The sequence below is a fragment of the Paenarthrobacter sp. NPDC091669 genome, from assembly GCF_044756725.1.
In the GTDB taxonomy this organism is placed as follows: Bacteria; Actinomycetota; Actinomycetes; order Actinomycetales; family Micrococcaceae; genus Arthrobacter; species Arthrobacter bambusae_C.
The window spans coordinates 167,689-193,395 of the sequence record NZ_JBIVTK010000008.1; the positions used below are offsets into that span (position 1 = coordinate 167,689).

The 25,707-nt window shown below is 63.9% G+C and carries 25 protein-coding genes and 1 riboswitch; of the genes, 13 read left to right on the forward strand and 12 right to left on the reverse strand.

From position 1 onward, the window contains the following. Positions 1-11: 11 nt before the first annotated feature. From ACIQLI_RS15070 to ACIQLI_RS15085, 4 genes are read left to right on the forward strand one after another with little or no spacing between them, the layout of a single operon-like run. The gene (locus ACIQLI_RS15070; protein ID WP_089596407.1) at positions 12-278 is read left to right on the forward strand and encodes a DUF1737 domain-containing protein; all 267 of its coding nucleotides are present in this window, start codon (positions 12-14) and stop codon (positions 276-278) included. Further along, positions 275-685, forward strand: coding sequence for a rhodanese-like domain-containing protein (locus ACIQLI_RS15075; RefSeq protein WP_159708158.1), 411 nt, complete (start codon positions 275-277; stop codon positions 683-685). The genes ACIQLI_RS15070 and ACIQLI_RS15075 overlap by 4 nt, the downstream gene beginning before the upstream one ends. Next, positions 686-1,894, forward strand: coding sequence for an O-succinylhomoserine sulfhydrylase (locus ACIQLI_RS15080; protein ID WP_089596409.1), 1,209 nt, complete (start codon positions 686-688; stop codon positions 1,892-1,894). It begins immediately after the preceding gene. A gap of 10 nt (positions 1,895-1,904) precedes the next feature. Next, the gene (locus tag ACIQLI_RS15085) at positions 1,905-2,552 is read left to right on the forward strand and encodes a hypothetical protein (protein WP_400389955.1); all 648 of its coding nucleotides are present in this window, start codon (positions 1,905-1,907) and stop codon (positions 2,550-2,552) included. Here ACIQLI_RS15085 and ACIQLI_RS15090 read toward each other — a convergent pair. Further along, entirely contained in the window at positions 2,549-3,745 is a 1,197-nt protein-coding gene (locus ACIQLI_RS15090) for a glutamate--cysteine ligase (RefSeq protein ID WP_354227431.1), read from the reverse strand. The two genes, ACIQLI_RS15085 and ACIQLI_RS15090, sit on opposite strands and share 4 nt — an antisense overlap. 157 nt (positions 3,746-3,902) lie before the next feature. Continuing rightward, complete coding sequence (locus ACIQLI_RS15095; RefSeq protein ID WP_400389957.1) at positions 3,903-5,426, reverse strand: UDP-N-acetylglucosamine 1-carboxyvinyltransferase; 1,524 nt, start codon at positions 5,424-5,426, stop codon at positions 3,903-3,905. Positions 5,427-5,636: 210 nt separating this feature from the next. Between ACIQLI_RS15095 and ACIQLI_RS15100 the strand changes: the two genes are divergently transcribed. Both ACIQLI_RS15100 and ACIQLI_RS15105 read left to right on the forward strand, forming a co-directional pair. Continuing rightward, complete coding sequence (locus tag ACIQLI_RS15100; protein ID WP_400389959.1) at positions 5,637-6,653, forward strand: DUF6973 domain-containing protein; 1,017 nt, start codon at positions 5,637-5,639, stop codon at positions 6,651-6,653. A 161-nt stretch (positions 6,654-6,814) separates the two neighbouring features. Next, entirely contained in the window at positions 6,815-7,165 is a 351-nt protein-coding gene (locus ACIQLI_RS15105) for a hypothetical protein (RefSeq protein WP_400389961.1), read from the forward strand. Between the two features lie 44 nt (positions 7,166-7,209). On the opposite strand, the gene ACIQLI_RS15110 is transcribed toward ACIQLI_RS15105, so the two are convergent. Next, complete coding sequence (locus ACIQLI_RS15110) at positions 7,210-7,944, reverse strand: siderophore-interacting protein (protein ID WP_400389963.1); 735 nt, start codon at positions 7,942-7,944, stop codon at positions 7,210-7,212. A gap of 101 nt (positions 7,945-8,045) precedes the next feature. Here ACIQLI_RS15110 and ACIQLI_RS15115 point away from each other — a divergent pair, with 101 nt between their 5' ends. Both ACIQLI_RS15115 and ACIQLI_RS15120 read left to right on the forward strand, forming a co-directional pair. Then, complete coding sequence (locus tag ACIQLI_RS15115; RefSeq protein WP_400389965.1) at positions 8,046-10,160, forward strand: penicillin acylase family protein; 2,115 nt, start codon at positions 8,046-8,048, stop codon at positions 10,158-10,160. 59 nt (positions 10,161-10,219) lie between these two features. Next, positions 10,220-10,819 carry a GNAT family N-acetyltransferase gene (locus ACIQLI_RS15120; protein ID WP_400389966.1) on the forward strand — a complete coding sequence of 200 codons (600 nt, stop codon included), beginning with the start codon at positions 10,220-10,222 and terminating at the stop codon, positions 10,817-10,819. On the opposite strand, the gene ACIQLI_RS15125 is transcribed toward ACIQLI_RS15120, so the two are convergent. From ACIQLI_RS15125 to ACIQLI_RS15135, 3 genes are read right to left on the reverse strand one after another with little or no spacing between them, the layout of a single operon-like run. Next, entirely contained in the window at positions 10,816-11,610 is a 795-nt protein-coding gene (locus ACIQLI_RS15125) for an energy-coupling factor transporter transmembrane component T family protein (RefSeq protein WP_400389968.1), read from the reverse strand. The two genes, ACIQLI_RS15120 and ACIQLI_RS15125, sit on opposite strands and share 4 nt — an antisense overlap. Beyond that, positions 11,607-13,166, reverse strand: a complete 1,560-nt coding sequence (locus ACIQLI_RS15130) for an ABC transporter ATP-binding protein (RefSeq protein ID WP_400389970.1) — start codon at positions 13,164-13,166, stop codon at positions 11,607-11,609. Before ACIQLI_RS15130 ends, ACIQLI_RS15125 begins: the two co-directional genes overlap by 4 nt. Then, entirely contained in the window at positions 13,166-13,786 is a 621-nt protein-coding gene (locus ACIQLI_RS15135) for an ECF transporter S component (RefSeq protein WP_354227414.1), read from the reverse strand. Before ACIQLI_RS15135 ends, ACIQLI_RS15130 begins: the two co-directional genes overlap by 1 nt. Positions 13,787-13,862: 76 nt before the next feature. After that, positions 13,863-13,999: riboswitch (TPP riboswitch) on the reverse strand. A 199-nt stretch (positions 14,000-14,198) separates the two neighbouring features. On the opposite strand from ACIQLI_RS15135, the gene ACIQLI_RS15140 reads away from it, so the two are divergent. Both ACIQLI_RS15140 and ACIQLI_RS15145 read left to right on the forward strand, forming a co-directional pair. Then, positions 14,199-14,933 carry an NUDIX hydrolase gene (locus ACIQLI_RS15140; protein WP_400389972.1) on the forward strand — a complete coding sequence of 245 codons (735 nt, stop codon included), beginning with the start codon at positions 14,199-14,201 and terminating at the stop codon, positions 14,931-14,933. A 36-nt stretch (positions 14,934-14,969) separates the two neighbouring features. Further along, the gene (locus ACIQLI_RS15145) at positions 14,970-15,230 is read left to right on the forward strand and encodes a DUF4235 domain-containing protein (protein WP_354227410.1); all 261 of its coding nucleotides are present in this window, start codon (positions 14,970-14,972) and stop codon (positions 15,228-15,230) included. A gap of 101 nt (positions 15,231-15,331) precedes the next feature. Here ACIQLI_RS15145 and mnhG read toward each other — a convergent pair whose 3' ends face one another. Genes mnhG through ACIQLI_RS15175 form a run of 6 tightly spaced genes read right to left on the reverse strand, consistent with a single transcriptional unit; the run spans position 15,332 to position 21,637 of the window. Continuing rightward, a complete protein-coding gene (gene mnhG / locus ACIQLI_RS15150) occupies positions 15,332-15,724 on the reverse strand; it encodes a monovalent cation/H(+) antiporter subunit G (protein WP_354227408.1) in 393 nt (130 codons plus the stop codon). After that, positions 15,714-15,992 carry a monovalent cation/H+ antiporter complex subunit F gene (locus ACIQLI_RS15155; protein ID WP_089596423.1) on the reverse strand — a complete coding sequence of 93 codons (279 nt, stop codon included), beginning with the start codon at positions 15,990-15,992 and terminating at the stop codon, positions 15,714-15,716. Before ACIQLI_RS15155 ends, mnhG begins: the two co-directional genes overlap by 11 nt. After that, complete coding sequence (locus ACIQLI_RS15160; protein WP_400389975.1) at positions 15,989-16,555, reverse strand: Na+/H+ antiporter subunit E; 567 nt, start codon at positions 16,553-16,555, stop codon at positions 15,989-15,991. Before ACIQLI_RS15160 ends, ACIQLI_RS15155 begins: the two co-directional genes overlap by 4 nt. Next, entirely contained in the window at positions 16,552-18,135 is a 1,584-nt protein-coding gene (locus ACIQLI_RS15165) for a Na+/H+ antiporter subunit D (RefSeq protein ID WP_354227404.1), read from the reverse strand. Before ACIQLI_RS15165 ends, ACIQLI_RS15160 begins: the two co-directional genes overlap by 4 nt. Then, entirely contained in the window at positions 18,132-18,632 is a 501-nt protein-coding gene (locus ACIQLI_RS15170) for a Na(+)/H(+) antiporter subunit C (protein ID WP_354227402.1), read from the reverse strand. The genes ACIQLI_RS15165 and ACIQLI_RS15170 overlap by 4 nt, the downstream gene beginning before the upstream one ends. Further along, on the reverse strand, positions 18,629-21,637 hold the full coding sequence (locus tag ACIQLI_RS15175; RefSeq protein WP_400389978.1) for a Na+/H+ antiporter subunit A: 3,009 nt from the start codon (positions 21,635-21,637) through the stop codon (positions 18,629-18,631). Before ACIQLI_RS15175 ends, ACIQLI_RS15170 begins: the two co-directional genes overlap by 4 nt. Positions 21,638-21,837: 200 nt before the next feature. Here ACIQLI_RS15175 and ACIQLI_RS15180 point away from each other — a divergent pair, with 200 nt between their 5' ends. The 3 genes from ACIQLI_RS15180 to ACIQLI_RS15190 all read left to right on the forward strand — a co-directional run bounded on the left by ACIQLI_RS15180 (position 21,838) and on the right by ACIQLI_RS15190 (position 24,995). Beyond that, entirely contained in the window at positions 21,838-23,241 is a 1,404-nt protein-coding gene (locus ACIQLI_RS15180; protein WP_400389979.1) for an MFS transporter, read from the forward strand. A gap of 66 nt (positions 23,242-23,307) precedes the next feature. Next, the gene (locus ACIQLI_RS15185) at positions 23,308-23,790 is read left to right on the forward strand and encodes a cation:proton antiporter regulatory subunit (RefSeq protein WP_089596429.1); all 483 of its coding nucleotides are present in this window, start codon (positions 23,308-23,310) and stop codon (positions 23,788-23,790) included. Between the two features lie 5 nt (positions 23,791-23,795). Next, positions 23,796-24,995 carry a cation:proton antiporter gene (locus ACIQLI_RS15190; protein ID WP_354227399.1) on the forward strand — a complete coding sequence of 400 codons (1,200 nt, stop codon included), beginning with the start codon at positions 23,796-23,798 and terminating at the stop codon, positions 24,993-24,995. Positions 24,996-25,707: the final 712 nt, after the last annotated feature.

Consider the following 25,707-nt stretch of genomic DNA (forward strand, 5'->3'; position numbering starts at 1 on the left):
GAGCACCAGCAATGCCTGAACCCACTGAAGAAAAACTCTCTTACCGCCTGATTACAGGCCCGGATAACCGCGATTTCTGCGAGCGTATCCACAACTCCCTCGCCGAAGGCTATGTGCTCCATGGCAGCCCGGCAGCCACCTTCAACGGCACGGAAGTCATCGTGGCCCAAGCAATTGTGCTGCCCGCGGCGATCGCCAATGCTGATGCCGCCGTCGCCAACGCAGTGGACCAGCTTGAGAACTACGACGATGAAGAAGCATTCGAGGGCCACGCATGAGCTACGCAGGTGACCTGACCCCGCAGGACGCGTGGGCCAAGCTTGAAGAAGGCGCCATCCTGGTGGATGTGCGCACCGAGGGCGAGTGGGCCCACATCGGCATCCCCGACACCAAAGCCACCGAGAACGATCCCCTGTTCATCCAGTGGAACCTCGCCGGCGGTATCCCGAACTCCCGCTTCATCGAGGACCTGCAGCAGCAGGCACCCGAGGACGACGCCGTGGAGCTCGTCTTCATCTGCCGCTCCGGGCAGCGCTCCATCTCCGCCGCCATTGCCGCTACGCAGGCCGGCTTCACCGCGTACAACGTTCTTGAGGGCTTCGAAGGCGAACCGGACCGCTACGGTGAGCGCACCGTGAACGGCTGGAAGAACCGTGGCCTGCCGACGAATCTTGGGACCGAGTAAGTGACTTTCAATCCCGACGCCGCCGGCTGGAGCCCTGACACCCAGGCCGTTCGTGGTGGCCTTGACCGCACCAACTTCCAGGAAACTTCCGAGCCCGTTTTCCTGAACTCCGGCTTTGTCTACGAATCGGCCGCTGCTGCCGAACGTGCCTTCACCGGCGAGGACGAACGCTTCGTTTACTCCCGCTACGGCAACCCGTCCGTCGCCACATTCCAGGAGCGGCTGAGGCTGCTCGAAGGCACTGAGGCGTGCTTTGCGACTGCCTCCGGCATGTCCGCGGTCTTCACTGCCCTGGGTGCCCTGCTGGCTGCAGGCGACCGCGTGGTTGCCGCCCGCTCGCTGTTCGGCTCCTGCTTCGTGATCCTCAACGAAATACTGCCCCGCTGGGGCGTGGAAACCGTGTTCGTTGACGGCCCGGATCTGGATCAGTGGCGTGAAGCCCTCTCGGAACCGACCACTGCCGTGTTCTTTGAGTCGCCGTCCAATCCCATGCAGGAGATCGTCGACATCGCCGCCGTCAGCGAACTGGCGCATGCCGCCGGGGCAACCGTCGTGGTGGACAATGTCTTCGCCACTCCCCTGCTGCAGCGCTGCGGTGAGCTGGGCGCGGACGTGATCGTGTACTCCGGCACCAAGCACATTGACGGCCAAGGTCGTGTCCTCGGCGGCGCGATCCTGGGCACCAAAGAGTTCATCGATGGTCCCGTCAAGCAACTCATGCGCCACACCGGCCCCTCTCTATCCGCGTTCAATGCCTGGGTGCTGACCAAGGGATTGGAGACCATCGGACTGCGGGTAAACCACAGCTCGGCATCCGCTTTGAAGATCGCGGAGTGGCTCGAGCAGCAGCCCGCCATCAGCTGGGTAAAGTACCCGCTGCTCACGTCCCACCCACAGTACGAGCTTGCCGCAAAGCAGATGAAGGCCGGCGGCACCGTGCTGACGTTCGAGCTGTCTCCTTCGGCCGGACGCTCGGCCAAAGAGGCTGCGTTCGCCTTGCTCGATGGCCTCCGCGTCATTGACATCTCCAACAACCTGGGCGATTCCAAGTCCCTCATCACCCACCCCGCAACCACTACCCACCGGGCCATGGGACCGGAAGGCCGGGCTGCGATCGGGCTCACCGACGGCGTGGTCCGCTTGTCTGTAGGACTGGAAGACGTGGACGACCTCATCCTGGATCTGGAGAAGGCCCTCAAACAGGTCTAACCTTGCTGCCATGAGCGGGAACCATCCCTATCGCCGTGCCGGAGCGGTCATCGTTGCCGGCACGGTGGTGTGGTTCGTGGGAATCTCGCCGGTCTCGCGCGTCTACATCACACCGGACGATGCCGAACGCCTGCGCATGCTGACCTCCGGACGGCGCGGTTGGATCGTGGGCCAACACCTGACCGCCGTGGGAACGGTCGCCGTGCCGGTGGGATTCGCCGCGTTTGCCCGTGCTGTTCCGGGCCAGGACGGCGTTCCGGACACGGACGGCGTTTCTGGCCACAATGCACCACGCGGAAAAGCGAAGAAGTGGGCTTTCGCTGCCGCCGCCGCATTGCTCGCCGGCGCCCCGTTCTTCGTCTCCAGTCTCGCCCGGCGGGCTTCAGACCTTGAGGGTTTTGCCTACCGCCGGGGATCCAACGCGCCTTTCCTGGCCTATTCCGGATTGCATGTTGTGGCATTGGCCGCCTTGGGCGGGAGTCTTCTTTCCTTGCCCACACAACGCTGGATCGGCGTCACCGCCGCCATCAGCGCGCCTGTCTACGGCGCCATTCTGGTAGCGAAAAAGGACATCCCGCCGTTCTGCTTCTATCTGGTGGAGGGTCTCACTGGCGCCTACTTGATGGCGTGGAAAGAAGCGGAAGCCGACCAAGCCTAAGGCCTCCTGACCCGGGTCAGCATCGGCGCGGGCTCCTTGTGCGCATCGGCGGAGGTTCCGCGAACCGTCACCTTCGCTGCATGCCCGACGACGGCGGCCAGGGCTGCGCTGGTGGGCGGACTGCCCGGCTGGTTCTGGCTGCCGCGCTGCCTGCTGTTGTACCGCACCGCCGCTTCCCGTTGCTCGTGGGCGCCATTTCCCCGCTCCAGCAGTTCTGAGATCCCCGTTTTGACCAGCTCCAATTCGCCTTGGTCATCCAGTACCGGGCTCACATAGTCCACCAGCGCCCAAACCACGTCCGCTGCCGGCTGGGGACGGAAGTCACCGAAGTCCAGGAGCTCTCCACGCAAGCCCGCATTGCTGGCCTGCCAACTCGCCATCCGCAGGAGTGCCGTGGGCACCGCGGTGGGCTCAACGCCGTCGAGCATTTCCAAGGAAGCCGTCTCCACTAAAGCCCGCACCAGCACCGCAATCAATGCGGCGTCCTCGGCGCGGAGGCAGACGTCGGCTACGCGGACCTCCACGGTGGGGTGGTTCCGGGAGATGCGGGCGTCGAAGTAGATCATGCCCTCATCCAGGATCACGCCTGTTTCCAACAGCCGGTTCACGATGCGCCGGTAGGCAGTGAGCGATCCGAACACGCCGGACGGTCCAGAGGTGGGCCAGCGGTTCCATGCCTGGGTGCGGTAGCTGTCGAAACCGGTGGGAAGGCCGCGCCAGTAGGGTGAGTTGGCGGTGAGGGCCGTGAGAACAGCCAGTTTGTCGCGGATGTGGTCCAGCACCACCACACCTTCCTCGGGGGACTCAACAGAGGTGTGTACGTGGAATCCGCATGTCAGTTGCTCGGTTGCGATGATGCCAAAGCGGTCGAGCATCGCAGCATAGCGGGGATCAGGGGTGGTGTGGGTGTTCGAATCAAGCGGAGAGGTAGCGATTGCAGCAACCCGCGCTCCGTGCGGACGGGCCGCTTCGTTGGCCATGGCCCTGCCGCGGCGGATCTGATGCAGAAGATCACCGTAGCTGTGGCAGGGCCGGGTCTGGGTCTCGATCTGCTCCAGCTTGAGTTCGTGGCTGAGGCTCGTTGCGGATGCGGGCTGGTGGTGGCCCGCAAGCAGCGCATCCGCGAGGGCAAGGGGCTCTCCCGTCACAGGATGGACGATGAGCAGCTCCTCCTCGACCCCGAAAGTCCGCATGCTCCATTCTGCGTCAGGAGGCCGGTGGAGGACAGTGGCTGGAGGGGCAGCGGGGAACGCGGGGAGCGCACCCTTCCCGCCTTCCGCACCAGAGGGTGCTGGCGCGGATGGCGGAAGCGGGTGCGCTACCGATCCGTTGCTGGCGTACGCCGGGAACCTAGTCCTGGAAGTACTCGATCTTGGCGCCGATGGTGTTCAACCGCTCGGCCAGGTCTTCGTAGCCGCGCTCGATCACGTAGATGTTGCGGAGCTCGGACGTGCCCCGGGCAGCGAGCATCGCCAGGAGCAAGCAGGCGGCGGGGCGCAGGGCAGGCGGGCAGCCGATTTCGGCAGCGCGCCACTTAGTGGGTCCGTTGACGTAGATCCGGTGCGGATCCAGCAGTTGCACCTGGGCGCCCAGCTTGTTGAGTTCCGTCAAGTAGATGGCACGGTTCTCGTAGACCCAGTCGTGGATCATGGTCTGGCCCTCGGCGTTGCCCGCGATCACAGCGAAGAACGGCAGGTTGTCGATGTTCAGGCCCGGGAACGGCATGGGGTGGATCTTGTCCTGCGGCGCGCGGAGCACGGACGGCTTGGTGGTGACGTCCACCAGACGGGTCCGGCCATTGCGTGCCATGTATTCGCCGGAGATTTCAAGCTTCTGGCCCATCTGCTCCAACGTGGCGAGCTCGATCTCCATGAATTCGATGGGAACCCGGCGGATGGTGACCTCGGAATTGGTCACGATGCCCGCGGTGATCAGGCTCATGGCCTCGATGGGGTCCTCGGACGGGAAGTACTCGATCTCCACATCAATGGCGGAACGGCCGGTGATCTTCAGGGTTGTGGTGCCGACGCCCTCGATCTCGACGCCCAGGCCCTGCAAGTAGAAGCAGAGGTCCTGGACCATGTAGTTGGGGCTGGCGTTGCGGATGACAGTGGTGCCTTCGCGGTGCGCGGCGGCCATGATGGCGTTTTCAGTAACGGTGTCGCCACGTTCGGTGAGGACGAAGGAACGGTGGTGGACATCGGCCGGGGGTGCAGTCACGGAATAGAATCCGGACTTCGCTTCAACCTCAAGCCCGAACTGGCGCAGTGCCTGCATGTGCGGCTCCACTGTGCGCGTTCCGAGGTCGCAGCCACCAGCGTAGGGCAGCAAGTACTCACTGGTCTCGTCCAGGAGTGGGCCCAGCAGCATGATGACGCTGCGGGTACGGCGGGCAGCGTCCACATCCATGGAACCGAGGTCCAGGACCTCGGGCCTGCGGATCCGGAGGTCGCTTCCATTGAGCCACGTACATTCGACGCCAATGGAAGTCAGTACTTCAACAATCCTGTTGACTTCTTCGATGCGGGCCAGGCGGCGCAGCGTGGTGGTTCCGCGGTTGATGAGGCTGGCGCACAAAAGCGCCACACCGGCATTCTTACTGCTGTTGACATCCACTTCGCCGGACAGGGTCTTGCCGCCTTCCACCCGGAGGTGGGTCATCTGGGGCTTGCCCACTTTGACGATTGATCGGCCGAATATTGCCTCAAGCCGTTCGATCATCCGGAGGCTGAGATTCTGTTTACCTTGCTCCATCCGGGCGATCGCGCTCTGGCTGGTTCCAAGCTCGGTGGCCAACTGCCCCTGCGTCCATCCTTTTTCGCCACGGGCGTTGCGGAGCAGAAGGCCTACGTGTTCAGCGGTAGGTTGCGTCATAACCAAGAAATATCACAGGTGAGCTAGAAGTCCCACTCAAAACGCCGTTTGAGCGGTAAACGTCACACCATACCCGATCCGTGAGATATAGGGCACGACGGCGGTCGGTCGCCGCGGGCGAACGCTTTCCCTCAGGTGCCACCGGGCAGAAGTCCCCATTGCGGTCGGCGGGACAATACCAAAGCATGGAGGGAAAGCTCAGGGGGAAACATGCCTTTCTACGGCGCCGACGTCGACCAACTCAAAGCACTCTCCAAGGCGTTGGCCAACGGAGCGTCACTGCTGACCAGCCGGGCCCGTGAGCTCGACTCCGTGATCGGCCAAGGCTTGACCGGCCAGGGCGGCGGCTGGCAGGGGCAGGACGCCAAGCGTTTTGCCGCAGATTGGCAAGGCCGCCTGAGGCCGTTGCTGGAGAGGACCACGCGAGGCTTGGAAGAGGCCTCGCAGTCCGTGCTCACCAACGCCGACCAACAGTCGTCCGCGTCCACGGAGGGAAGCGGCGGTTCCGGCAGTGGTTCAAGCGGTTCCGGCAGCTCAGGCAGCGGTTCCGGCAGCTCAGGCAGTTCCGGCAACTCCGGGGACGACACCACCAAAACCGCAGCCAATCCCAACCCCGACCAGCCCACACCCCAGGAAATCCTGGACAAATACCAGGTCAGCGACGCCGAGACCACCAATTGGCCCGGGGACTGGGACCCCCTGCGCTTCGTGGTTGACCAAAGGGAGGTCACCGAAAAGGAAGCGGAACTCCTCAACGGGCTGGGTCCTTTCGAGATGAACGCCTTCAAAGGCATTCACGATGACGCCTTCAGCACTGCCGACGAGCGCTTCCCCAGCGCCGACCGCAACGATGACCAGAACGATGCCTTCCGTCACGCATATTGGAACGCGCTCATGGTCAAGGAGTTCGGTGCGGACTGGGCAGAGGACTACGCCACGGCGCACGAGCAGCTCCCCGGCAACCCCGCGCCGCGCGAAGCCATGGATCTGTACAACAATGAGGTGGGCCGCAATGTGGCCATAGCCAACCCGGATGCCAGCGCTGAGGAGCTTGCGGATTTGATCGAGGAAGCTGTGAACAACGGCGACACTGTGGTGGTGGGACAGGACCTGCTGCCCCACCCGTCCAATGAGGTCCCCATGGACCAAACCGGCGATGCCAACAATGCCGAGCCAGCCCCGGGCGAGGATCCGGAGTTCAATGACGAGTCGAGGACCACCTCGTGAGGTTCCACCACCAAACACAGGCTCGACGACGGCCGCGGACTTCCGCAGGCCACCCCACTCTTGCAGACCGCCCCACTCTTGCAGGCCGCCCTACCCTCGCCGGCTTGCTCACTCTCATCCTGGCCTGCGCCCTGGCCGCGTGTTCACTAGGAGGATCTGTCATGCCCGAATCGAACGAGAAGCTCAACAGCCAGGTGCTCGAGTCCGCGAAGAACGGGACGGCCTTGAAACTGGCTGACGCCACGGACTTTGAGTGGGACCAGGCGGGTTTCGTGACGGAGGGAACGCCGGCCAAGGACATCGAAGCAGCCTTCGGCGAGCCTCTGACCAAGGAGAACCGTTACACGGCGTCGCCCGCGTTGTTCGTCTTCCTGAAGGACGGGAAGGTGGCCAAGGCAATCCGCATTATCCCGGATGCCTTCTTCGGCGCTGACGCACAGAAGAAGTACGGCCGGGACGTGGTCCTCACCCCGCCGGAGGGGAAGAAGGGCTTCCTCACCTGGCGCGAGTAGCGTCTGAAGCCCGCAGAAACGCCGCGATGGAAACGCCGCGGTTCCTAGACGCGCCAGTACCCCAGTGCGTCGATCCGGTGCTTGTCCACGCCCAGCGTCTTCCGCAGGTGTTTCACGATTGCCCGGGTGCTGGAAGCTTCGCAGGCGATCCAGAAGAAGTCGTTGTCCACGGACACGATCTCCGCAGTGAGCGTATCGCAGACTTCCTCAACCAACGCGGCACCGTCACGTTTGCGCGGAACCCAGCTGACGACGTCGGACTCTGACGTCCGCACCTCCAGCGAGGGGTCGGCGTCGTGCTGGTATTCAAGCCAGGCGGTCACGGGAGCCGCGCCCCCGGCAGTGAGTTCCCGCTCGTCCAGCAACGAGTTGATGGCCGGGATGGAGGCGGGATCGCCCACTACCCAGATCCGGCGCGGAGCGGGCTGCGGGAACGTGAAGGAACTGCCCTGCACGGTGGCGTCGATGGTGTCGCCGGCCTGGACGGAGCGGGCCCAATCGGCGGCCACACCGTTGTGCATCGCGAAGTCCATGCTGAACGTGCCGTCCGCAAGGGAAGCGTTGACCAGGGTGTAGGCACGCTGGTGGGCCTTGCCGGAATCATGGAACCACAGCCGGATCCACATGGTGGGATGCAGTCCGCTTCGCTCCAGCAGTCCACCGTCGCGCACGTGCACGCGGAGGAAGTCCGGGGTGATTTCTTCCTTCCCGGTGACTTCCAGCGTGAAATCCTTGGCGCCCATGACTTTGAGCACGACGCCTTCCCAATTGCGCTTCAAGCAACACTCCTTCACGAACGGCCACGATTTGTGAACGGGGCCAAAGCCATTTATCTTGAGCTTAAGTAAGCCTAACCTAAGCTCGAAAGCGGCCTGAGATTATGACGCCTGCCCCGACGCATCCTCCCGCCCCGGCAGGCGGCCCCGGAACCTACCGAGATCAGTGGGGAATCCCCCATTTGTGGGCGGATTCTTCCGACGATCTCGCCTTCCTCCAGGGCATGAACGTGGCCACTGACCGCTCTTGGCAGATCGAGCTGGAAAGGTGGCGCTCCGAAGGCCGCACAGCTGAAGTCCTGGGTGCCGAGGTTGTGGTCTGGGACCGGTTTGCCCGTCAAGCCCGGCTGGATGACACCGCGCGCCGCTGCTTCGAAAACCTCGACGCCGACACTCAGCGTTGGTGCGGACAGTACGTGGCCGGCATCAACCAAGCGCTGGCAGACGGACTCCGCGGCGGCCCCGAATTCGTCGAATCCGCCTGCGCGCCGGAGCCATGGAATCCGTGGACGCCGCTGGGTGTCTTCCTGGTCCATCACATCCTCTTCTCCACGTTCCCCAACAAGCTGTTCAGGGCCCACGTCACGCGGACATTGGGCGACGACGCCGTGAGCCTGTTCAGCATCGAAGCTCCCGTCTGGTCAGGCAGCAACGCCTGGGCCGCACACGGCTCGACGACCGTGAGCGGCCTCCCGCTGATCGCCGGCGACCCCCACCGCCTCATGGAACTCCCCGGCGTGTACCAGCAGGTACGGCTCGCCTGCCCGGACTTCGACGCGATCGGTTTCGCGTTCCCCGGCGTCCCCGGGCTCCCGCACTTCGCCCACACAGGGCATACCGCCTGGGCCATCACCAACGCCATGGCCGACTATCAGGACCTCTTCGAGGAAGAACTGCGCCGGGTCACGGACGCCACCGGGGAACGCATCGAGGCGCGGGGAGCGCAAGGCTGGGAACCCGCCGTCGTGAGTGCCGAAACCATCACCGTCCGCGACGGTGAGCCGGTCACCGTTGAGGTCATCGAGACCGCGCGGGGTTCGGTGATCTCTGAAGCGCCCGACGGCGGGGCGCTGAGTTTGCGCTTCCCTGCGCGCGTCGAGGGGCGGCTTGGTTTCGAGGCCCTCCTGCCGCTGCTGCGGAGCCGGAGCGTCTCCGAGGTTGAAGCGGCGTTCGATGCCTGGGTTGAGCCCGTCAACAGCGTGGTGGCCGGAGACACCTCCGGAGCAGTGCGGCACTTTGTTGCCGGGCTTGTTCCGCAGCGCAATCCCGCCAACAGGAGGTTGCCCGCGCCGGCCTTCTCGGCCCGCCATGGGTGGGACGGTCAGTACGTGATCCTGCCCCGCACGGAGGTGGAGCAGTTTGCCGTGAGCGCGAACGACCGTGCGGCGGGAGGCGGCGACGCCGTAGCCCTGGAGTTCGCCCCCGCGCATCGGGCGTTGCGCATCCGTGGGTTGCTTGAGTCGGCTTCGGGGCCGTTGTCCGTGGACGACATGCAGTCCATCCATACCGACACCCTCCTGGGTCCGTGGCCGTTGTTCCGGTCGGTGCTGTCCGGCCTGGACGCTGATGATTTATCCCGGGATGCCTCGGGACTGCGTTCGCTGCTGCTGGAGTGGGACGGCCGCATGGACGCCGGGAGCCATCACGCCGCAGTGTTTGCGGCGTGGCGGGGCTCATTGGTCCGGCGCCTGGCACAACATTCCGCGCTGGCGCCGTTGAACGAGCCAACCGGCTACTCGCCCTTGTTCGGTCCGTGGTTGTCAGTGGCATCCAGGATCGGCTTTGCGCTTGAGACCCTTTTGGTACGCGGCTCGGAACTCGGCATCAGCGTCGGAGTGGAAGCTGCCGCAGCGCTCGAGGACGTTTCGCTGGAGGAGCCCGGGCCGGGCTCCTGGAGCGACAGGCACACGCTGTTGGCCGTTCACGTCCTCCCCGGCCCGCTCGCGGCTGCCGCACCCACGGCCGACCTCAGCGGAGATACGGGGTGTGTGCTTTGCACCGAGAGCCTGCCCGGCGTGGATGACCGAAGCTTTCGGGGCTCCGTGGCCCGCTACGTCTGGGACCTGTCCGAGCGGCGCAACAGCCGTTGGATCGTGCCTTTCGGCGCCTCCGGTACGCCTGGCCACCAGCACTTTGCCGACCAACTCCCGCTCTGGACCGCCGGGGAACTCGCTCCGGTGGTCACTGACTGGCCCGAATTGATCAAAGACACTCCCTGACCCACCCCGTTCCCGCATCCCATCAGTCACGTCAGTCACGCATCAGCCCGAAGGAAGCCATGACCACCACCGCCCAGGACTTCTCTGTCCGCACCACCATCTACTCCGAAGACCTCGAGGGATGGGGGGCGCTGCGGCTTGTGCCGCTGGTCCCCGCCGAGGACATCGACCTCATCTTCGAATGGGTTACCCAGCCCCGCGCCAAGTTCTGGGGAATGACGGAGAATTCCCGCGAAGAAGTCCAGGGGATCTACGAGTTCCTTGATTCGCTGGAGACCCACCACGCGTTCCTGGCCGTCCTTGACGGCGAACCGTTGGCCCTTTTCCAGACCTACGAGCCACTTCACGACCCCGTGGGCGAGGCCTACCCCGCACGCGAAGCAGACATCGGCATGCACTTGCTGTTGGCCCCCGCCACCCGGCCCATCCCGCACTTCACGCCCAAACTCGGTACGTCCCTGATCAAGTACATGTTCTCCCTGCCGGGCAAGGACCGGATTGTGGTGGAACCGGATTCACGCAACGCCAAGGCGCTGCGTCGTCTGGAGGCCACCTGCTTTGAGCTGGGACCCATCATCCAGCTCGCCGAGAAGGAAGCCCAGCTGGGGTTCCTGACGCGGGCAGGTTTTGACGAGATCCAGGAACAGCAGGCTTCCTAACGCCAGACGAAGCTCCACGTTCCCGCACCCACGGCCGCGAGCACGGCACCGCTCGCGATGACCACGCCGCCCAGCAGTACCCACGCGTCCAGCAACGAGTACGTGGATTCGCGGGCCCACGTCCGCTGACCGCCGCCGAAGCCGCGCGCTTCCATGGTCACTGCCAGCCGGGATGCCCTCCGAACAGCTTGGACCAACAGCCCGAAGCTCTGGCCAAGAGTGGCCTTCAGCCGTTGCAGCGGGCTGCCTTGGGAACCGACGCCGCGGGCCCGGCGGGCCATGCCGATGGTCTGCCATTCCTCGGCCATGAGGCCCACCAGCCTCATGGCCGCCAGGGAGCCGAGGACAAAGCGGTGTGGCAGCTTCGCCTTCTGCGCCAGCGCATCGGCCAGGTCCGTTGGGTCCGTGCAGGTCATTAGCAGGATCGCCGGCAACGCGATCGCCAACCCGCGCACCATGAAACCCAGCCCCAGCTCAAGGGAACCTTCGCTGATGGACCAGAGTCCGACGTCGAGCAGTACAGCGCCGCTGTCCGCCGCCACAATCGCAGTGCTCCAGCCGCCGATCGCGGCCGCGATGATCAGGGGCCAAGCGCGCTGCCACAGAAGCCTGAGCGTCAGCCCGGCGAGCGGAAACAACGCCAGCTCCGCAACCAAGGCCGTGGACGCCGATACCCAGTCGATGGACAAGGCCAGCACCAGGGAAATCAGGAAAACGGACACGAACTTTGCCAAGGGGTTGGCTCGGGTCAGCAGGGCATGGTTCCCGCGGAGGTTCAACGCATCCCTCATGCTGCACCCGCTTCCTGATGCGTGGCTTCACCATGGTGTACCGGACCGAGCCGCAGCTCCGTTCCGCCGAGCACTGCGCTGAACTCCTGATCGTGGGTCACGGAGACCACGGCTGTCCCGGCGTCCAGCAACTCTGAAAGGAACGACGCCAATTCGGCCCACGTATTGGCGTCCTGGCCGAACGTAGGCTCGTCGAGCACCAGGACTTTGGGGTGCGCGGCCAGCACGGTGGCCACCGAAAGCCGCCGCTTCTCGCCGCCGGACAACGTATACGGATTGGCGTCGACCAGATGAGTCAGCCGCAGCCGCTCCAACAGTTCGTCCACGCGTTCTTCGCCGTGGCCCAGATGCCTGGGCCCAAACATGAGCTCGTCCAGCACCTTGCCCGTGACGAACTGGTGCTCCGGTTCCTGGAACACCGTCCCGATCCGTGAAATCAGCTGGTCTGCTTTCCACTTGAACGGGTCAATGCCGGCCCCCTCGGAAAGCTCGACGGCGGCACTCACCGTACCGTCCACCGGCGCCAAAAGGCCGGCCAACGTGAGCGCGAACGTGGACTTTCCGGCACCATTGGGACCAGTGATGGTCAGTGCTTGGCCGGCCCTGACCTGCGCGGTGATTCCCGTTTGCACCGGGACGGGCGGGAAGGTCTTGAAACCCTTGCGCCGCGGTTTTTGCCGGGAAACTGCGAGGTCCTGGGCTGCGAGGAGCAGTGGGGCGGTGTGGGTTTGGCTGCGTCGTTCGCGGGTTGCGGGAACGTACCCCGGCACCCAGACGCCTGCAGCCATCAACTTGCTGCGGGCCTCGGACAGGACCTGGTCCGGTGGGCCGTCCAAGAGGACTCCGCCCGGTGCCAGGACGACGATCCTGTCCACGAGGTCTTTCCACACGGACACGCGGTGTTCCACCACCACCAGTGTGGCGCCGGTCTTGTCCAGGCAACGCTTCACCGCGTCACGTACTTCCAGCACGCCTGCCGGATCCAAGTTGGCCGTGGGCTCGTCCAAGAGGATCAAGCCGGGTCGCATCGCCAAAATACCCGCCAGCGCAAGGCGCTGCTTCTGCCCTCCGGAGAGTGCCGCCGTCGGGTGGTCCAAGGCCAAACCGCCGCCCGCGGCGGTACGCAACCCCACGTCGTCGAGCGCTTCATGGACGCGGGACCAGATCTCGTCCCGGGGCACAGCAAGGTTCTCGGCACCGAAGGCGACGTCGTCGCCAATCCGCGACAAGACCACCTGCGTTTCCGGGTCCTGCTGCATCAACCCGGCGCGGCCACGCTGCTCCCGGGGCGCGACGCCATCGATCAGCAGTGAACCGGACTCGTCCGAGTCGTCTTCCTCATCGCCCAGCACACCGGCGAGGGCGTGCAGCAGCGTTGATTTGCCGGCACCGGATGGTCCCAGAAGGAGAACCCGCTCGCCCGGTTCAATCCGGAGGTCCAACCCATGAATGGCCGGAGTGGACCGGCCGGCATGCCGCCAACCCCAGCCCTCGGCGGAGATGGCGGCAGGCCGTACCGGGCTGCTGTTGTTGCTGCCGCTCTGCGTGGCGGGCATCAGCTGAAGACGGGCTCCGACGCGGCCTTGCGCGATGCGAAGGAGCTCAGCACGCCGGTTTTCGCCAAGCCACGGGTGGCAATCCAGGACAGTGCGCCGGCGATGATGGCACCCGAGATGGTAGTGAAAGTGATGTACGCCAGCTTGTCCATTGCCTCATAGGCGATGTTCCAGCCCCATGGGAGGAAGGAGTCGTTCAGGCCGCAGAAGAGGCCCGCACCGGCACCCGCGAGGAGGGCCGTGGGCAGGTTGAACTTCTTGTACCGGAAAGCTGCGAAGACCAGCTCGGCGCCGAGGCCCTGCAAGACACCGGAGATCAAAACGGTGGTGCCGTACTGGGAACCCATGATCAGCTCACCGGTGGCTGCGACGGCTTCGCAGAACAACGCTGCGCCCGGCTTGCGGATAATGAGCATGCCCAGGACTGCGGGGATCATCCAGCCACCGGCGATCAGGCCGGTGAGCGGCGGATACGTCGCGTTCATGGGGATGGATACCAGTGCGGCGCCCTGGGACCATGCCCAGAAGATCACGCCGCCCGCGATGGCGATCAAGGCCGCCACAACGATGTCTACAACACGCCAGTTATAACTGGTCTTCTTCACGTTTACCGTGGTCATTTTCTGCCTCCTGAGGTTACAGGAGGGGAAAGTGCTCCCCGGAATTCCAACCGGCCTGCGCCGTCCGGATCCGGACACTCTGAGAAGCTCGACTCCCTTGCGCCGGTACTAACCGGATCAGGTTCGAGGGTCTGCGGCTGTCCGCACTCTCAGCGCCCTCGCGTCTCCTGCATCTCTGCAAGGTCCGACGGCGGCGCTCCCCTGTCGTTATCAAATCTGCCCTGATGGGCTGGTTCAGTTTACACCTGCGTGTGTCGCGGGCGCTGGTCCGTTGCCGGGCCGTGGTCACAATCGGACGAAGCGGGGTGCGTTGCATTGCGTTGCGAGGCCCGCTCTACACCCCTCACGCCGCCACACGAAGAGACCTGAGAGAATGATCCAGCAGACTCGACCGCGGCAAAGGGGCACATTCATGACGGACCTACCCACTCAGGATGGCCCTGCCGCCGACGGCACCATATCCGAGCCCCGGCTCGCTGCCAGCGTCATCCTTCTCCGTGATGCCCCGGGCGGGCTCGAAGCGTTCGTCCAGCACAGGGTCAGCACCATGGATTTCGCTGCCGGAATGGTGGTCTTTCCCGGCGGCCGGGTGGATGCGGCGGACGAGTCAGGCTGGGACTATCCAGCGGACCTGCTTCAACGCCACGCTGCCGCCTGGTGTTCGAGTTCCATCGGCGCCGACGCCAACTCCGGCACCGGCACCGGCACCGGCACGGGCACCAGCTCAACGCAGGCCGAAACCAACGCAGGGACTGTCCTCACAGCCGCAATCCGCGAAGTCCAGGAGGAATCCGGGCTCAGCATCAGCGCTGCGGATCTCCGCCCTTGGGCCAACTGGATCACGCCTACGGACATGCCGAAGCGTTTTGACACCTACTTCTACCTTGCCAAGCCTTCCCCGGGAGCCGAGCCGCAGCATCAAACCACGGAGGCCTGGCAATCGTTGTGGATGCCGGTGGCCGGAATCCTGGAAGCGGAAGCGGCCGGCACATTGAAGCTGATGCCGCCCACCTATTACCTGCTCAAGGAAATCGCTGGGTTTGAGACCGTGGACGCTGTCTGGTCGGCAGAGCACGCTGTTGTTCCCGTGCTGGCCCCCGTTGGGTCCTTGGCAGCGTTCCTGAAAGAGCGCGAAAGCCGCCACTGACTCTTGAGTCGGCCCTCGGAAGGCTAGGCTGGGGGCATGAACCTCTTCTTCAAGCTGATCGGTGCCGGAGTAAGCCTCGGAGCGGGCTTCGTAGGCACCAAACTCGTCAACAAAGGGTGGGAAAAGGCCACTGGCAGCAAACCACCCCTGGGCAACGACGACATGGAAACGAGCTTGCGTTCAGCACTGACTTTTGCGCTGATCTCAGCCTTCGTCAGCACCCTGATTCAGGTGCTGGCCAGCCGTGGCACCCAGCGTGCCATTGCCCGTTTCGCCAAGACGCACGACATCGTCTAGCCCGCAACCACAGACAACAACGCGGGGCCGCTTTGCCTCCACCTGATGGAATGAACACCAGTGGACGCAGAGCGACCCCGCGTTTGCTGTGACTGGGACTTTTAGCGGTCGTTCCGGGGTTCTTGCCCCGCAGCCGCCCGTTGCACAACAGCCTCGAGTTCGTCCTTCGTGAGCATCTCGCGGTGGCCGTGCTTGGTGCGGTAGGCGGAGCGACCCACCATGTGGGCGGACACAGGTGCCGTCAACAACTGGAAAATCCATGCCACCAGCAAAACCGGCCAAACCCACCACGTCCGCATTTGCAGGCCAATCGCAGCAAGCATGAGGAACAACCCCAGGACCTGGGGCTTGGTAGCTGCGTGCATGCGGCTCATGAGGTCCGGGAATCGCAGCAAACCGATGGCAGCGCCCAAGGACATCAAGGCGCCCACCACCAGGAACACTGCGGTGACAGCATCGACCACGACATCCACGCCGGTGGCATCAGGACTCATTGTTCTGCTCCCTCCGTTCAGCCACGAACCGTGCAACGGTCACAGATCCGATGAAACCGATCACCGCGAGGGCCACCAGCAGCATCAGGTTGTTGAGGTGCCTGTTCATCGCCATGTCGATCGCCAGTGCAGCACCCAGGATGGCCAGCAAGACGTCCGAGGCCAGCACGCGGTCCAGCAGGGAAGGGCCGATGGCGATCCGGACAATCGCGCCCGCGGCAGCCAGGCTGAGGATCACCGCCGTGACCACAAGGATGATCTCCTTCATCGTGCTGCCCCTTCCATTCCAGGACGTACTTCGGCGTTGAGGGCTTCCATTTCTTCGCGCGTGCCCATGATCCGGATCAACCGCGCTTCAATGGTCTGGACTTCCTCGCGAATTTTGTCGATGTCCGCTTCTTCGTAGATATTGAGCGCATGCAGGTACAGCGTGGACGTCGACCGGTCCACTTCCACCACCAGCGAACCCGGAATCAGCGAGATGACGTGCCCCGTGGCCGTCACCATCAGGTCCGAGTGGCTGCGCAAGGGAACGGCGACGACGGCGCTGCGCACCTTGGGTCCCTTGACCACGGCCAGGAACAACACCAGGAAGCTCGCTGCCACCACTTTGGCGAGGAACATCAGGGCGAAGGGAATGGCGCGCAGGATGTTGAACCTGCCGCTCAGTTCCACGGGTGGAAGGTAGAACAGCTTGGCTACCAGCACGGCTATCAGCGCACCGAACAGCAGGTTCCCGGGACTGAAATCCCGCCACAGTGCGCCCCAGACAATGACCAACCAAATGAGCAGGGGCAGTTCGGTGCGGAATGAAATGGGCTTACGGCTCATTTGGCATCACCCGTCTGCAGTTCCTCGGGCGGCCCAAGCGGTGGCACCTCGACCGAGTCGCCCAGGACCGAGTGGATATACGCCGAACGATCCAGCATGATCCCTGCCGAACCGTCAGCCACGTGGAAGAGCGGACCGGCGAAGACCGTCAGCGCGACCCCGAAAACTACCAGTCCCGCCGTCGAACCAACCATGGTCCGCGGCAAGACGCCCACGTTTCCGGGATTCAGGAGAGCAGGGTCCGGATACTCGGCGTCTTCGGGCTTGCGCCAAAAGGCCCTGTTCCATACGCGGGCGATGGCCAGCAGCGTCAGGAGGCTGGTGACCACGCCACCCACCACCAGCGTGATGGCCAAGGGTGTGCCCAGTTCCACACCGGCCTGCAGGAGACCCAACTTTCCCAGGAAGCCTGAGAACGGTGGGATGCCTGCGAGGTTCATGGCCGGGATGAAGAACAGCAACGCCAGCAACGGGGAGAGCTTGGCCAAACCGCCCAACCGGTCAATGGACGAACTGCCGCCCCTGCGTTCTATGAGACCTGTGACCAGGAACAGGCTGGTCTGCACGGTAATGTGGTGCGCCACGTAGAAGACGGCGGCGCCCAACCCTGCAACGGAACTCATGGCCAGGCCAAACACCATGTACCCGATGTGGCTGACCAAAGTGAACGACAACAGACGTTTAATATCGCTTTGGGCCAAGGCACCCAGGATGCCCACCACCATGGTGAGTAACGCCACCACCATGAGGGGAACATTCAGGGTGTCACCGGGGAACAAGAGCGTTTCCGTGCGGACCATGGCGTAGACGCCCACTTTGGTCAGCAAGCCTGCGAACACGGCCGTAACCGGCGCCGGTGCAGTCGGGTAGGAGTCAGGGAGCCAGAAGGACAGCGGGAACACGGCAGCCTTGATGCCGAAGGCCACCAGGAGCATGACGTGCAGGAGGTTCTGGGTGCCTTGGTCCAGTTCCGCCAATTTGATGGCAAGGTCCGCCATGGTGATGGTCCCCGTGGCCCCGTAGATCATGGCGATGGCGATCAGGAACAGCACGGATGACACCACCGACACCACCACATAGGTGACGCCCGCACGGATGCGGGGCCCCGTGCCGCCCAAGGTCATGAGCACGTAGCTTGCCGTCAGCAGGATCTCGAAGCCTACGTAGAGGTTGAAGAGATCGCCAGTGAGGAAGGCGTTGGACACGCCCGCCACCAGGATCAGGTACGTGGGGTGGAAGATCGAGACGGGTGCTTCCTGGTCGCCGTCGGCCATTCCTTGACCGGTGGCGTAGATCAACACCGCAAGGCTTACCACGGTGGAGACAACCAACATGAGCGAGGAGAACTGGTCCACTACCAGGACCACACCCCACGGCGGCAGCCATCCGCCCAGGGTGACTGACGTTGTGCCGCCATCCCATACAGAGATCAGCAGGAGGCACTCGAGCAGCAGCGTCGCACTCAGGATGCCGATGCTCACCACGCGCTGGGCGGTGTGATGCCGGATCAACAGGAACGCAAGAGCGGCACCCAGAATTGGCAGGAGGACAGCTAGCGGCGACAGGTTTGCGAGATTCACGCGCTGCCTCCTTCCTGGTTTGGTGCCTTGCTGGGGGTCTCGGTGGCTTCGGGGTGAGTGTGGTCCGAGGTATTGGCAGGGGTGACGGCGAACTCCGAGGTTTCCAACGGCACAATGGCGTCGTCCTCGGCGTCGAAGCTTGGCGTCTCCGCAACGCGGCGGTCCTCGAGGTCATCCTGGATTTCGTCCTGCCGCGCCAGGACCCACGTGCGGTAGATAATGCCCAGCATGAAGGCCGTCACGGCAAAGGAAATGACGATCGAGGTAAGGATCAGCGCTTGGGGCAGCGGATCGCTATAGGCGTCCGGGCTGGTTTCCTTGGTGAACAAGGGCGCCAACCCGGCGTATCCGCCGGTGGTCAGGATCAGGATGTTGGTGGCGTTGGCCAGCAACATCAATCCCAACAGCACGCGCGTCAGGCTCCGCTCCAGGATCAAGTAGATGCCGCAGGCGTACAAAACGCCCATGACGATCAGCAGGGTCAGGTTGATGCTCATGCGGTACCTTTCCCGGATGCTGCGGATTCAGCGGCTTCTTCTGCAAGGTCGGCGGCGTCTTCCTCTGCGAGGGGCGCGCCCTTGCCCTCAAAGTGTTCGTCGATTTCGGCACCGAGGCTGCGGAGAACGTCGAGCGCCAAGCCCACCACCACGATGTACACGCCGATGTCGAAGATGGTGGAGGTGACAAACTTGACGTCTCCGAAGACCGGCAGCCAGAACTCGATGATCGCACTCTGGAACACCTGTCCGCCGAGGAAGAGCGGCACCAGACCCGAGGCTGCCGCCGTCGCGAGTCCCGTCCCCAAAAGGGTCCCGGCGCTGACTGTCGCTGCCTCGCTCAACTCGAACCGGCCGCCCGCCAAGTAGCGGATGGTCAGGGCCAGGCCCGCGGTGAGGCCACCGGCGAAACCGCCGCCTGGCAGGTTGTGGCCGGCGAGGAGCAGGTAGATGGAGAAGACGATCATCGAGTGGAAAATCAGCCTGGTCACCACTTCGAAGATGATCGAGCGGCGTTCGGGAGCCAGGGTGCGGCCCGCCACCAGCCAGGCGTCGCGGCTGACGTCAGTGAACTTTTTGGCCACGGCCAGCGTGGCACCATCCCGGGAGTCACGGTCGACGCCGGTGCGGCGCCCCACGCTGCCTTCCGGCACTGCCTCTGAGGTCTTGATCCGATCACCGCGGCTGCGAACGAAGATCAGGCTGGCCACGCCCGTGGCCGCGATGGCGAGCACCGAAATTTCGCCGAACGTATCCCAGGCCCGAATGTCCACCAAGGTCACGTTGACGACGTTCAGGCCGCCACCGCCCTCGTACGCCAGACGGGGGAAGTCCAAGGAAATGGGTGTGGCCACGCGGGCTCCCATGGCGTAGATCGCCACGAAGATCATGGTGATGCCGAACGCTGCACCGATGATCACACGGATCACCCGAAGCCTGCCGCCGGTCCTGTCCCGGAGCTCGGCCGGCAGGCTGCGCATCGCGAGCACAAACGCCACCAGGACGATGGTCTCCACCAGCATCTGTGTCAGCGCCAGGTCCGGAGCGCCCTGCAGGGCAAACATGAGGGCGATGCCGTAGCCCGTCACGGACACCATAAGGACCGCTAGGAAGCGCTTGTTGGCCCGGACGGCGGCCAACGCACCCACCACGATTCCCGCTCCGGCAACCATTTGCAGCGGAGAGTTGGGGTCTATGAAGTAGATGCCTTCGGGCAGGGGCTTGTTGGCCGCAATCAAGGCAGCCAGCGGTACAGCGAAGGCTACGGTGAGGATGACCGTCAAGTAGAAGTAGAGCGAACCACGCTGTGTACGGCCCGTGACCCAGACAGCGATGTCGTCCAGCGCGCCGATGGTGTGCTGGTAGGCGCGGTCGCCATCAACCCAGTCCGGAACCAGGCTTTGGGCCCGGGACACGATGTTGCGTCCATAGAACATCGCAGCGCCCGCCGCGAACGTTATCGCTGTCAGCCCCAGTGCGGGGGTGAGGCCGTGCCACAAAGCCAAGTGCCCGGCGTCGACCGCGTCCGGCCTGTCGGCGAACAGCGCTGCATAAGGCTGGATCCAGGTGTCGACGGGAGCCGGCCACACACCGTAAGCAATGGTGAGCAGGCTCAGGATGGCCGGCGCGGCCAGGAAGGCGGGCTTGATGGGTTTGAACGGAGTGGGTTCAACGCCGGGCTTGGTGGCAAACGCGCCCCACATGAACCGGGCACTGTAGGCGAACGTCAGGATGGACCCGATCACCAGTCCAACCAAAATCCAGATACCCCAGGCAGGAGCGTCATTCCCCGTGCCGTAGTGAACGAACGCTTCGAAGACTGATTCCTTGGCAACGAAGCCGGCCAAAGGAGGCACCCCGGCCATGGACGCCGCGGCGATCGCTGCAACTACTCCAAGGGCGCGCGATGAACGGAAGACGCCGGAGAGCTTACGAATATCGCGCGTTCCGGACTGGTGGTCGATGATGCCCACCACCAGGAACAGCGCCGCCTTGAACAGGCCGTGGGCAAGGAGCAGCCCGAGGCCGGCGAGCGCCGCATCCGGGCGTCCGAGCCCCACCACCATGGTGAGGAAGCCGAGCTGGCTCACGGTGCCATAGGCAAGGATGAGCTTGATATCGGTCTGGCGGAGGGCCCGGTACCCACCCACAAGCATGGTGGCCAACCCGAGCCCCAGGACCACCGGCAGCCACAATTCCGATTCGGAAAAGCCCGGAGCAAGGCGCGCCACGATGTAGATGCCGGCCTTCACCATCGCCGCCGCGTGCAGGTACGCGCTGACTGGGGTGGGGGCCGCCATGGCGCCCGGCAGCCAGAAGTGGAACGGAACCAGCGCCGATTTCGTCACCGCACCGGCCAGGATAAGTACGACGGCGGCCGTCACCGCACCCTGCATGGGTCCGGTCATGAGGGTTGAGGCTTGGTCCAAAATGGCCGAAATGCGGTAAGTTCCAGCTGCCTGGCCCATGATGATGAGGCCAACGAGCATCGCGAGGCCACCAGCGGTGGTGACCATCAGCGCCTGCAGTGCCGAGCGGCGTGCTGCCAAACGGGTACGCGCGTAGCCGATCAGCAGGTAGGACAGGATGGTGGTGAGCTCCCAAAAGATGAACAACAGCAGGAGGTCATCGGAGGTCACCAAGCCGAACATGGCTCCGGCGAAGGCCAGCAATTGGGCGCCGAAGCCGCCGAGGTCCGCGTCCTTGTTCTTGAAGTACCGGGCGCAGTAGACCAGCACCAGGGAACCTACTCCGAGGATCAGGAGGGACATGATCCACGCCAACGGATCCATGCGGAAAGCCAGCTCCAGTTTCAAGCTGGGGATCCACGGAAGGGTTTCTTCTATGCCGCCACCGGAATATACAGGGCCGTACTGGAAGAGCAGCCAAATGAAGGCCGCCGCTGGGACCGATGCCAGGACGTAGAAAGCATTCCTGCCGAGTTTGCTGAAGATCAAGGGCGCCACAGTTGCCGCTACAAAGGTGATGGCGAGAACTGTGATCACTGTTTTCTCCGCAAAGTCAGGAACGAATTGTCAAAGTTGGAGCAGGCGGTCATACGTTGGGTTCGGTTTAGCTAGTTTATCAAGGGGGACGGACAGTTTTTCGCCAAAGAAGAGGGCTGCAGGTTACGTTTCAATCCCTGTTCTCCACATAGCGGGCTGTCATCCGCCCGCCGTTCTCCCCTCCGCTATAGCATCGAGCTATGAACGCGGCCGTAGTTCCCGAAGCCTCCCAACCGACCTCCGAGCTCGCCTCAGGACCTGTCGTCTCCAAGAAGGGCCAGATCCTTGCGTGGGCGTCCTGGGACTGGGGCTCGGCCGCCTTCAATGCGGTCATGACCACGTTCGTTTTCACCGTCTACCTCACATCCAGTGCTTTCGGCGGAGAGGACGCTGCCTCGGCAGCGCTGGGTGCTGCCCTGGCCATCGCGGGACTGGCCATTGCCCTGCTGGCTCCGGTCACCGGGCAGCGTTCGGACGCCGGTGGCCGCCGTAAGCTGTGGCTCGGGGTCAACACGGCTGCCACTGCCGTGCTCACGGCGCTCTGCTTCTTTGTCTTTCCCCAGCCCGAGTTCCTGTTGCTCGGTGTCTGCCTCATCGCCCTGGGCAACGTCTTCTTTGAGTTCGCCGGCGTCAACTACAACGCCATGCTGGCGCAGATCTCCACTCCCAAGAACATAGGCAAGGTCAGCGGCTTTGGCTGGGCCATGGGATACCTGGGCGGCATCGTTGCCCTTCTGCTGGTCCTGCAACTGTTCGTCCAGCCGTCCTTCGACTGGTTTGGCGCCTCGACGCAGGACTCCCTCAACATCAGGCTCGTGGCAGTCTTCTCTGCACTATGGTTCTTCATCTTTGCCCTGCCTGTGATGTTCGCCGTCCCTGAAGTTCCGGCGAAGAAGGCCACCGCTTCCTTGGGCTTCCTGGCCTCTTACAAGTTGCTGATCCGACGCATCGGCGCCATCTACAGGACCAGCCCGCACACCATCTACTTCCTGCTCTCCAGCGCCATCTTCCGTGACGGCCTTGCGGCTGTTTTCACCTTCGGCGGGGTCATCGCCGCAGGTACGTTCGGTTTCGAGCTCAAGGAAGTCATCTTCTTCGCCATCTTCGGAAACGTGGTCGCTGCCGTCGGCGCCATCATCGGCGGCTTCCTGGACGACAGGATCGGACCCAAATCCGTCATCGTCCTCTCGCTGGTAGGCCTCCTCATCGCCGGCATCTTCATCCTGGTGCTGGGCAACGGGGACTACGTTTTCCTCGGTAATGAGTGGCCGGGGAGCAACACGTTCTGGATCTTCGGCCTGCTGCTGTGCCTGTTCGTAGGCCCTGCGCAATCGTCCTCGCGGGCCTACCTGGCCAGGCTTGCACCGGAAGGCGAGGCGGGCGAACTCTTCGGCTTGTACGCCACTACCGGTCGGGCCGTCAGCTTCCTCGCCCCCACTCTCTTCACCTTGTGCATCGCCATCGCCTCCCCCCTGGTTGCCGAGGGCGAAGCCCAACGTTGGGGCATCCTCGGAATCATGGTGGTCCTGCTGGCCGGCCTCCTGGTGATCCTGCCGGTCAAGCCGCCGGCGAAAGTGGAAATAGCTGTGGTTCCCGAGCGTTAACTACAAGGAACCGGTTGAAGTACGAGGGTCGTACCGGACCGGTTCAGGACAGTTTAGGGTGGAGCTATGAACGTGGATGAGACCGAACTCCCGGGCCTTGGGGTCCGCAAGGATTTCGTCACGGCCTCGGGCCGTCGCATCGGTGTAGTGGAGCTGCGGGAAGGCGAAACGGAGCTTTTCGTCTCGACGTGGGACGATCCTGACACGTGCCAGGCGTCCATTCCGTTGACTGCCGACGAAGCGTCAACGCTGGGGAACCTCTTGGGCGGCCAGCACATTGCCATGCGCCTGGCAGAAGAGCATCGCGAGATACCCGGCATCGTCACCCGCCAGTTCTCCATCACTCCTGATTCGCCCTTCGTCAACCAGCCGATGGGCAAAGCACAGATCCGCACCCGCAGCGGTGTCTCCATCGTCGCGATCATGCGCGAAGGCGAGGTAGTCCCCTCGCCCGCACCCGACGTCGTACTTCACACCGGTGATTTGCTCGTAGCGGTCGGCACGCAGGAAGGTCTTGACTCGGCAGCCGACATCCTTCGCAACGGCTAAGCGGGATGGACCCGCTCGCACTCGCCCTCGTTGAACTGGGGGCCGTCGTCTTCTGCCTCGGCCTCTTGGCTCGACTAGCGGGCCGAATCGGCATGTCCCCCATCCCCCTCTACCTCGTGGGTGGACTGGCCTTCGGCGCGGGCGGGTTCGTCAAGCTGGACGGCATGCACGAGTTCGCCCATCTTTCCGGCGAAATCGGCGTCATTCTGCTGCTGCTGATGCTCGGATTGGAATACACGGCCTCCGAGCTGGTGACGGGCCTCCGGCGATCATGGCAGGCCGGGGTCATGGATTTTGTCTTCAACTTCCTGCCTGGCGCAGGATTGGCCGTCCTTCTCGGCTGGGGACTGGTGGGCGCCATCGTCATGGGAGGCGTTACCTACATCTCCTCGTCCGGCATCGCGGCCAAGGTCATCACCGACCTCGGCCGGATTGGTAACCGCGAAACACCCGTGGTTCTCTCCATCCTCGTTTTCGAGGACCTGGCCATGGCCATCTACCTCCCCATCCTCACTGCCATCCTTGCCGGCGTTGGTTTCCTTGGCGGGCTGCAGACGGTGGGCATTGCCCTCGCCGTTGTCACCGTGGTTTTGGTCATCGCACTCAGGCACGGCCACCGCGTCTCGCAGGCAGTCCACAGCGAGAACTCCGAGGTGTTCCTGCTGAACGTTCTTGGGCTGGCCCTTCTGGTAGCCGGCATCGCTTCTGCACTCCAGGTTTCCGCAGCCGTTGGCGCGTTCATGTTGGGCATCGCCATATCCGGCGCAACGGCCCACAATGCCACCCGTATCCTTGAGCCGCTGCGGGACCTTTTCGCGGCAATTTTCTTCGTGGCGTTCGGACTCAACACCGACCCCACGTCGATCCCGCCCGTCCTCGGCTGGGCGCTTGTGCTGGCCGTCGTCACTGCGGCAACCAAAATGCTCACGGGGTTCTGGGCCGCCAAACGCGCCGGTATTGCTATGCCCGGCCGCTTCCGTGCAGGGGCCGCCTTGATCGCCCGCGGTGAGTTCTCCATAGTCATCGCGGGCTTGGCCGTCGCTTCGGGGGCAGTTCCCGACGAACTCGCCGCACTCGCCACGGCCTACGTCCTCATCATGGCCATCCTGGGTCCGTTGGCCGCCCGCTTCGTGGAACCAGTGGTCAAGGCCCTCCGCCGAACCCCCGGCGCCCCGCCCCGGACCCCGGAGCGCGCCCAAGCCTAACCCAGGCCTCCCCATCCTCTTGGCCGCGCCGAGGGGCGACGTCCCGCCTGAAAGAGGCCCACCCAAAGGGCCGAGACCTAACCCCTCACCACCCAACACCCCCAACACCCACCTCTCTCACCCCCGCGCCGAGGGGCGACATCTCAACCAAGCCCGACCATCTCTCTCGCCGAGGGGCGACGTCCCGCCTGAAAGAGTCCCACCCAAAGGGTCGAGACCTAACGCCTCACCACCCCCAACACCCACCTCTCTCACTCCCGCGCCGAGGGGCGACATCTCAACAAAGCCCGACCATCTCTCTCACCGAGGGGCGACATCTCAACAAAGCCCGACCATCTCTCTCACCGAGGGGCGACATCTCGCCTGAAAAGAGTCCCGCCCAAAGGGTCGAGACCTAACCCCTCACCACCCCCAACACCCACCTCTCTCGCCGAGGGGCGACGTCTCGCCTGAAAGAGTCCCACCCAAAGGGCCGAGACCTAACCCCTCACCACCCCCAACACCCCCAACACCCACCTCTCTCGCTCCCGCGCCGAGGGGCGACATCTCAACAAAGCCCGACCATCTCTCTCACCGAGGGGCGACATCTCGCCTGAAAGAGTCCCGCCCAAAGGGTCGAGACCTAACCCCTCACCACCCCCAACACCCCCAACACCCACCTCTCTCGCTCCCGCGCCGAGGGGCGACATCTCAACAAAGCCCGACCATCTCG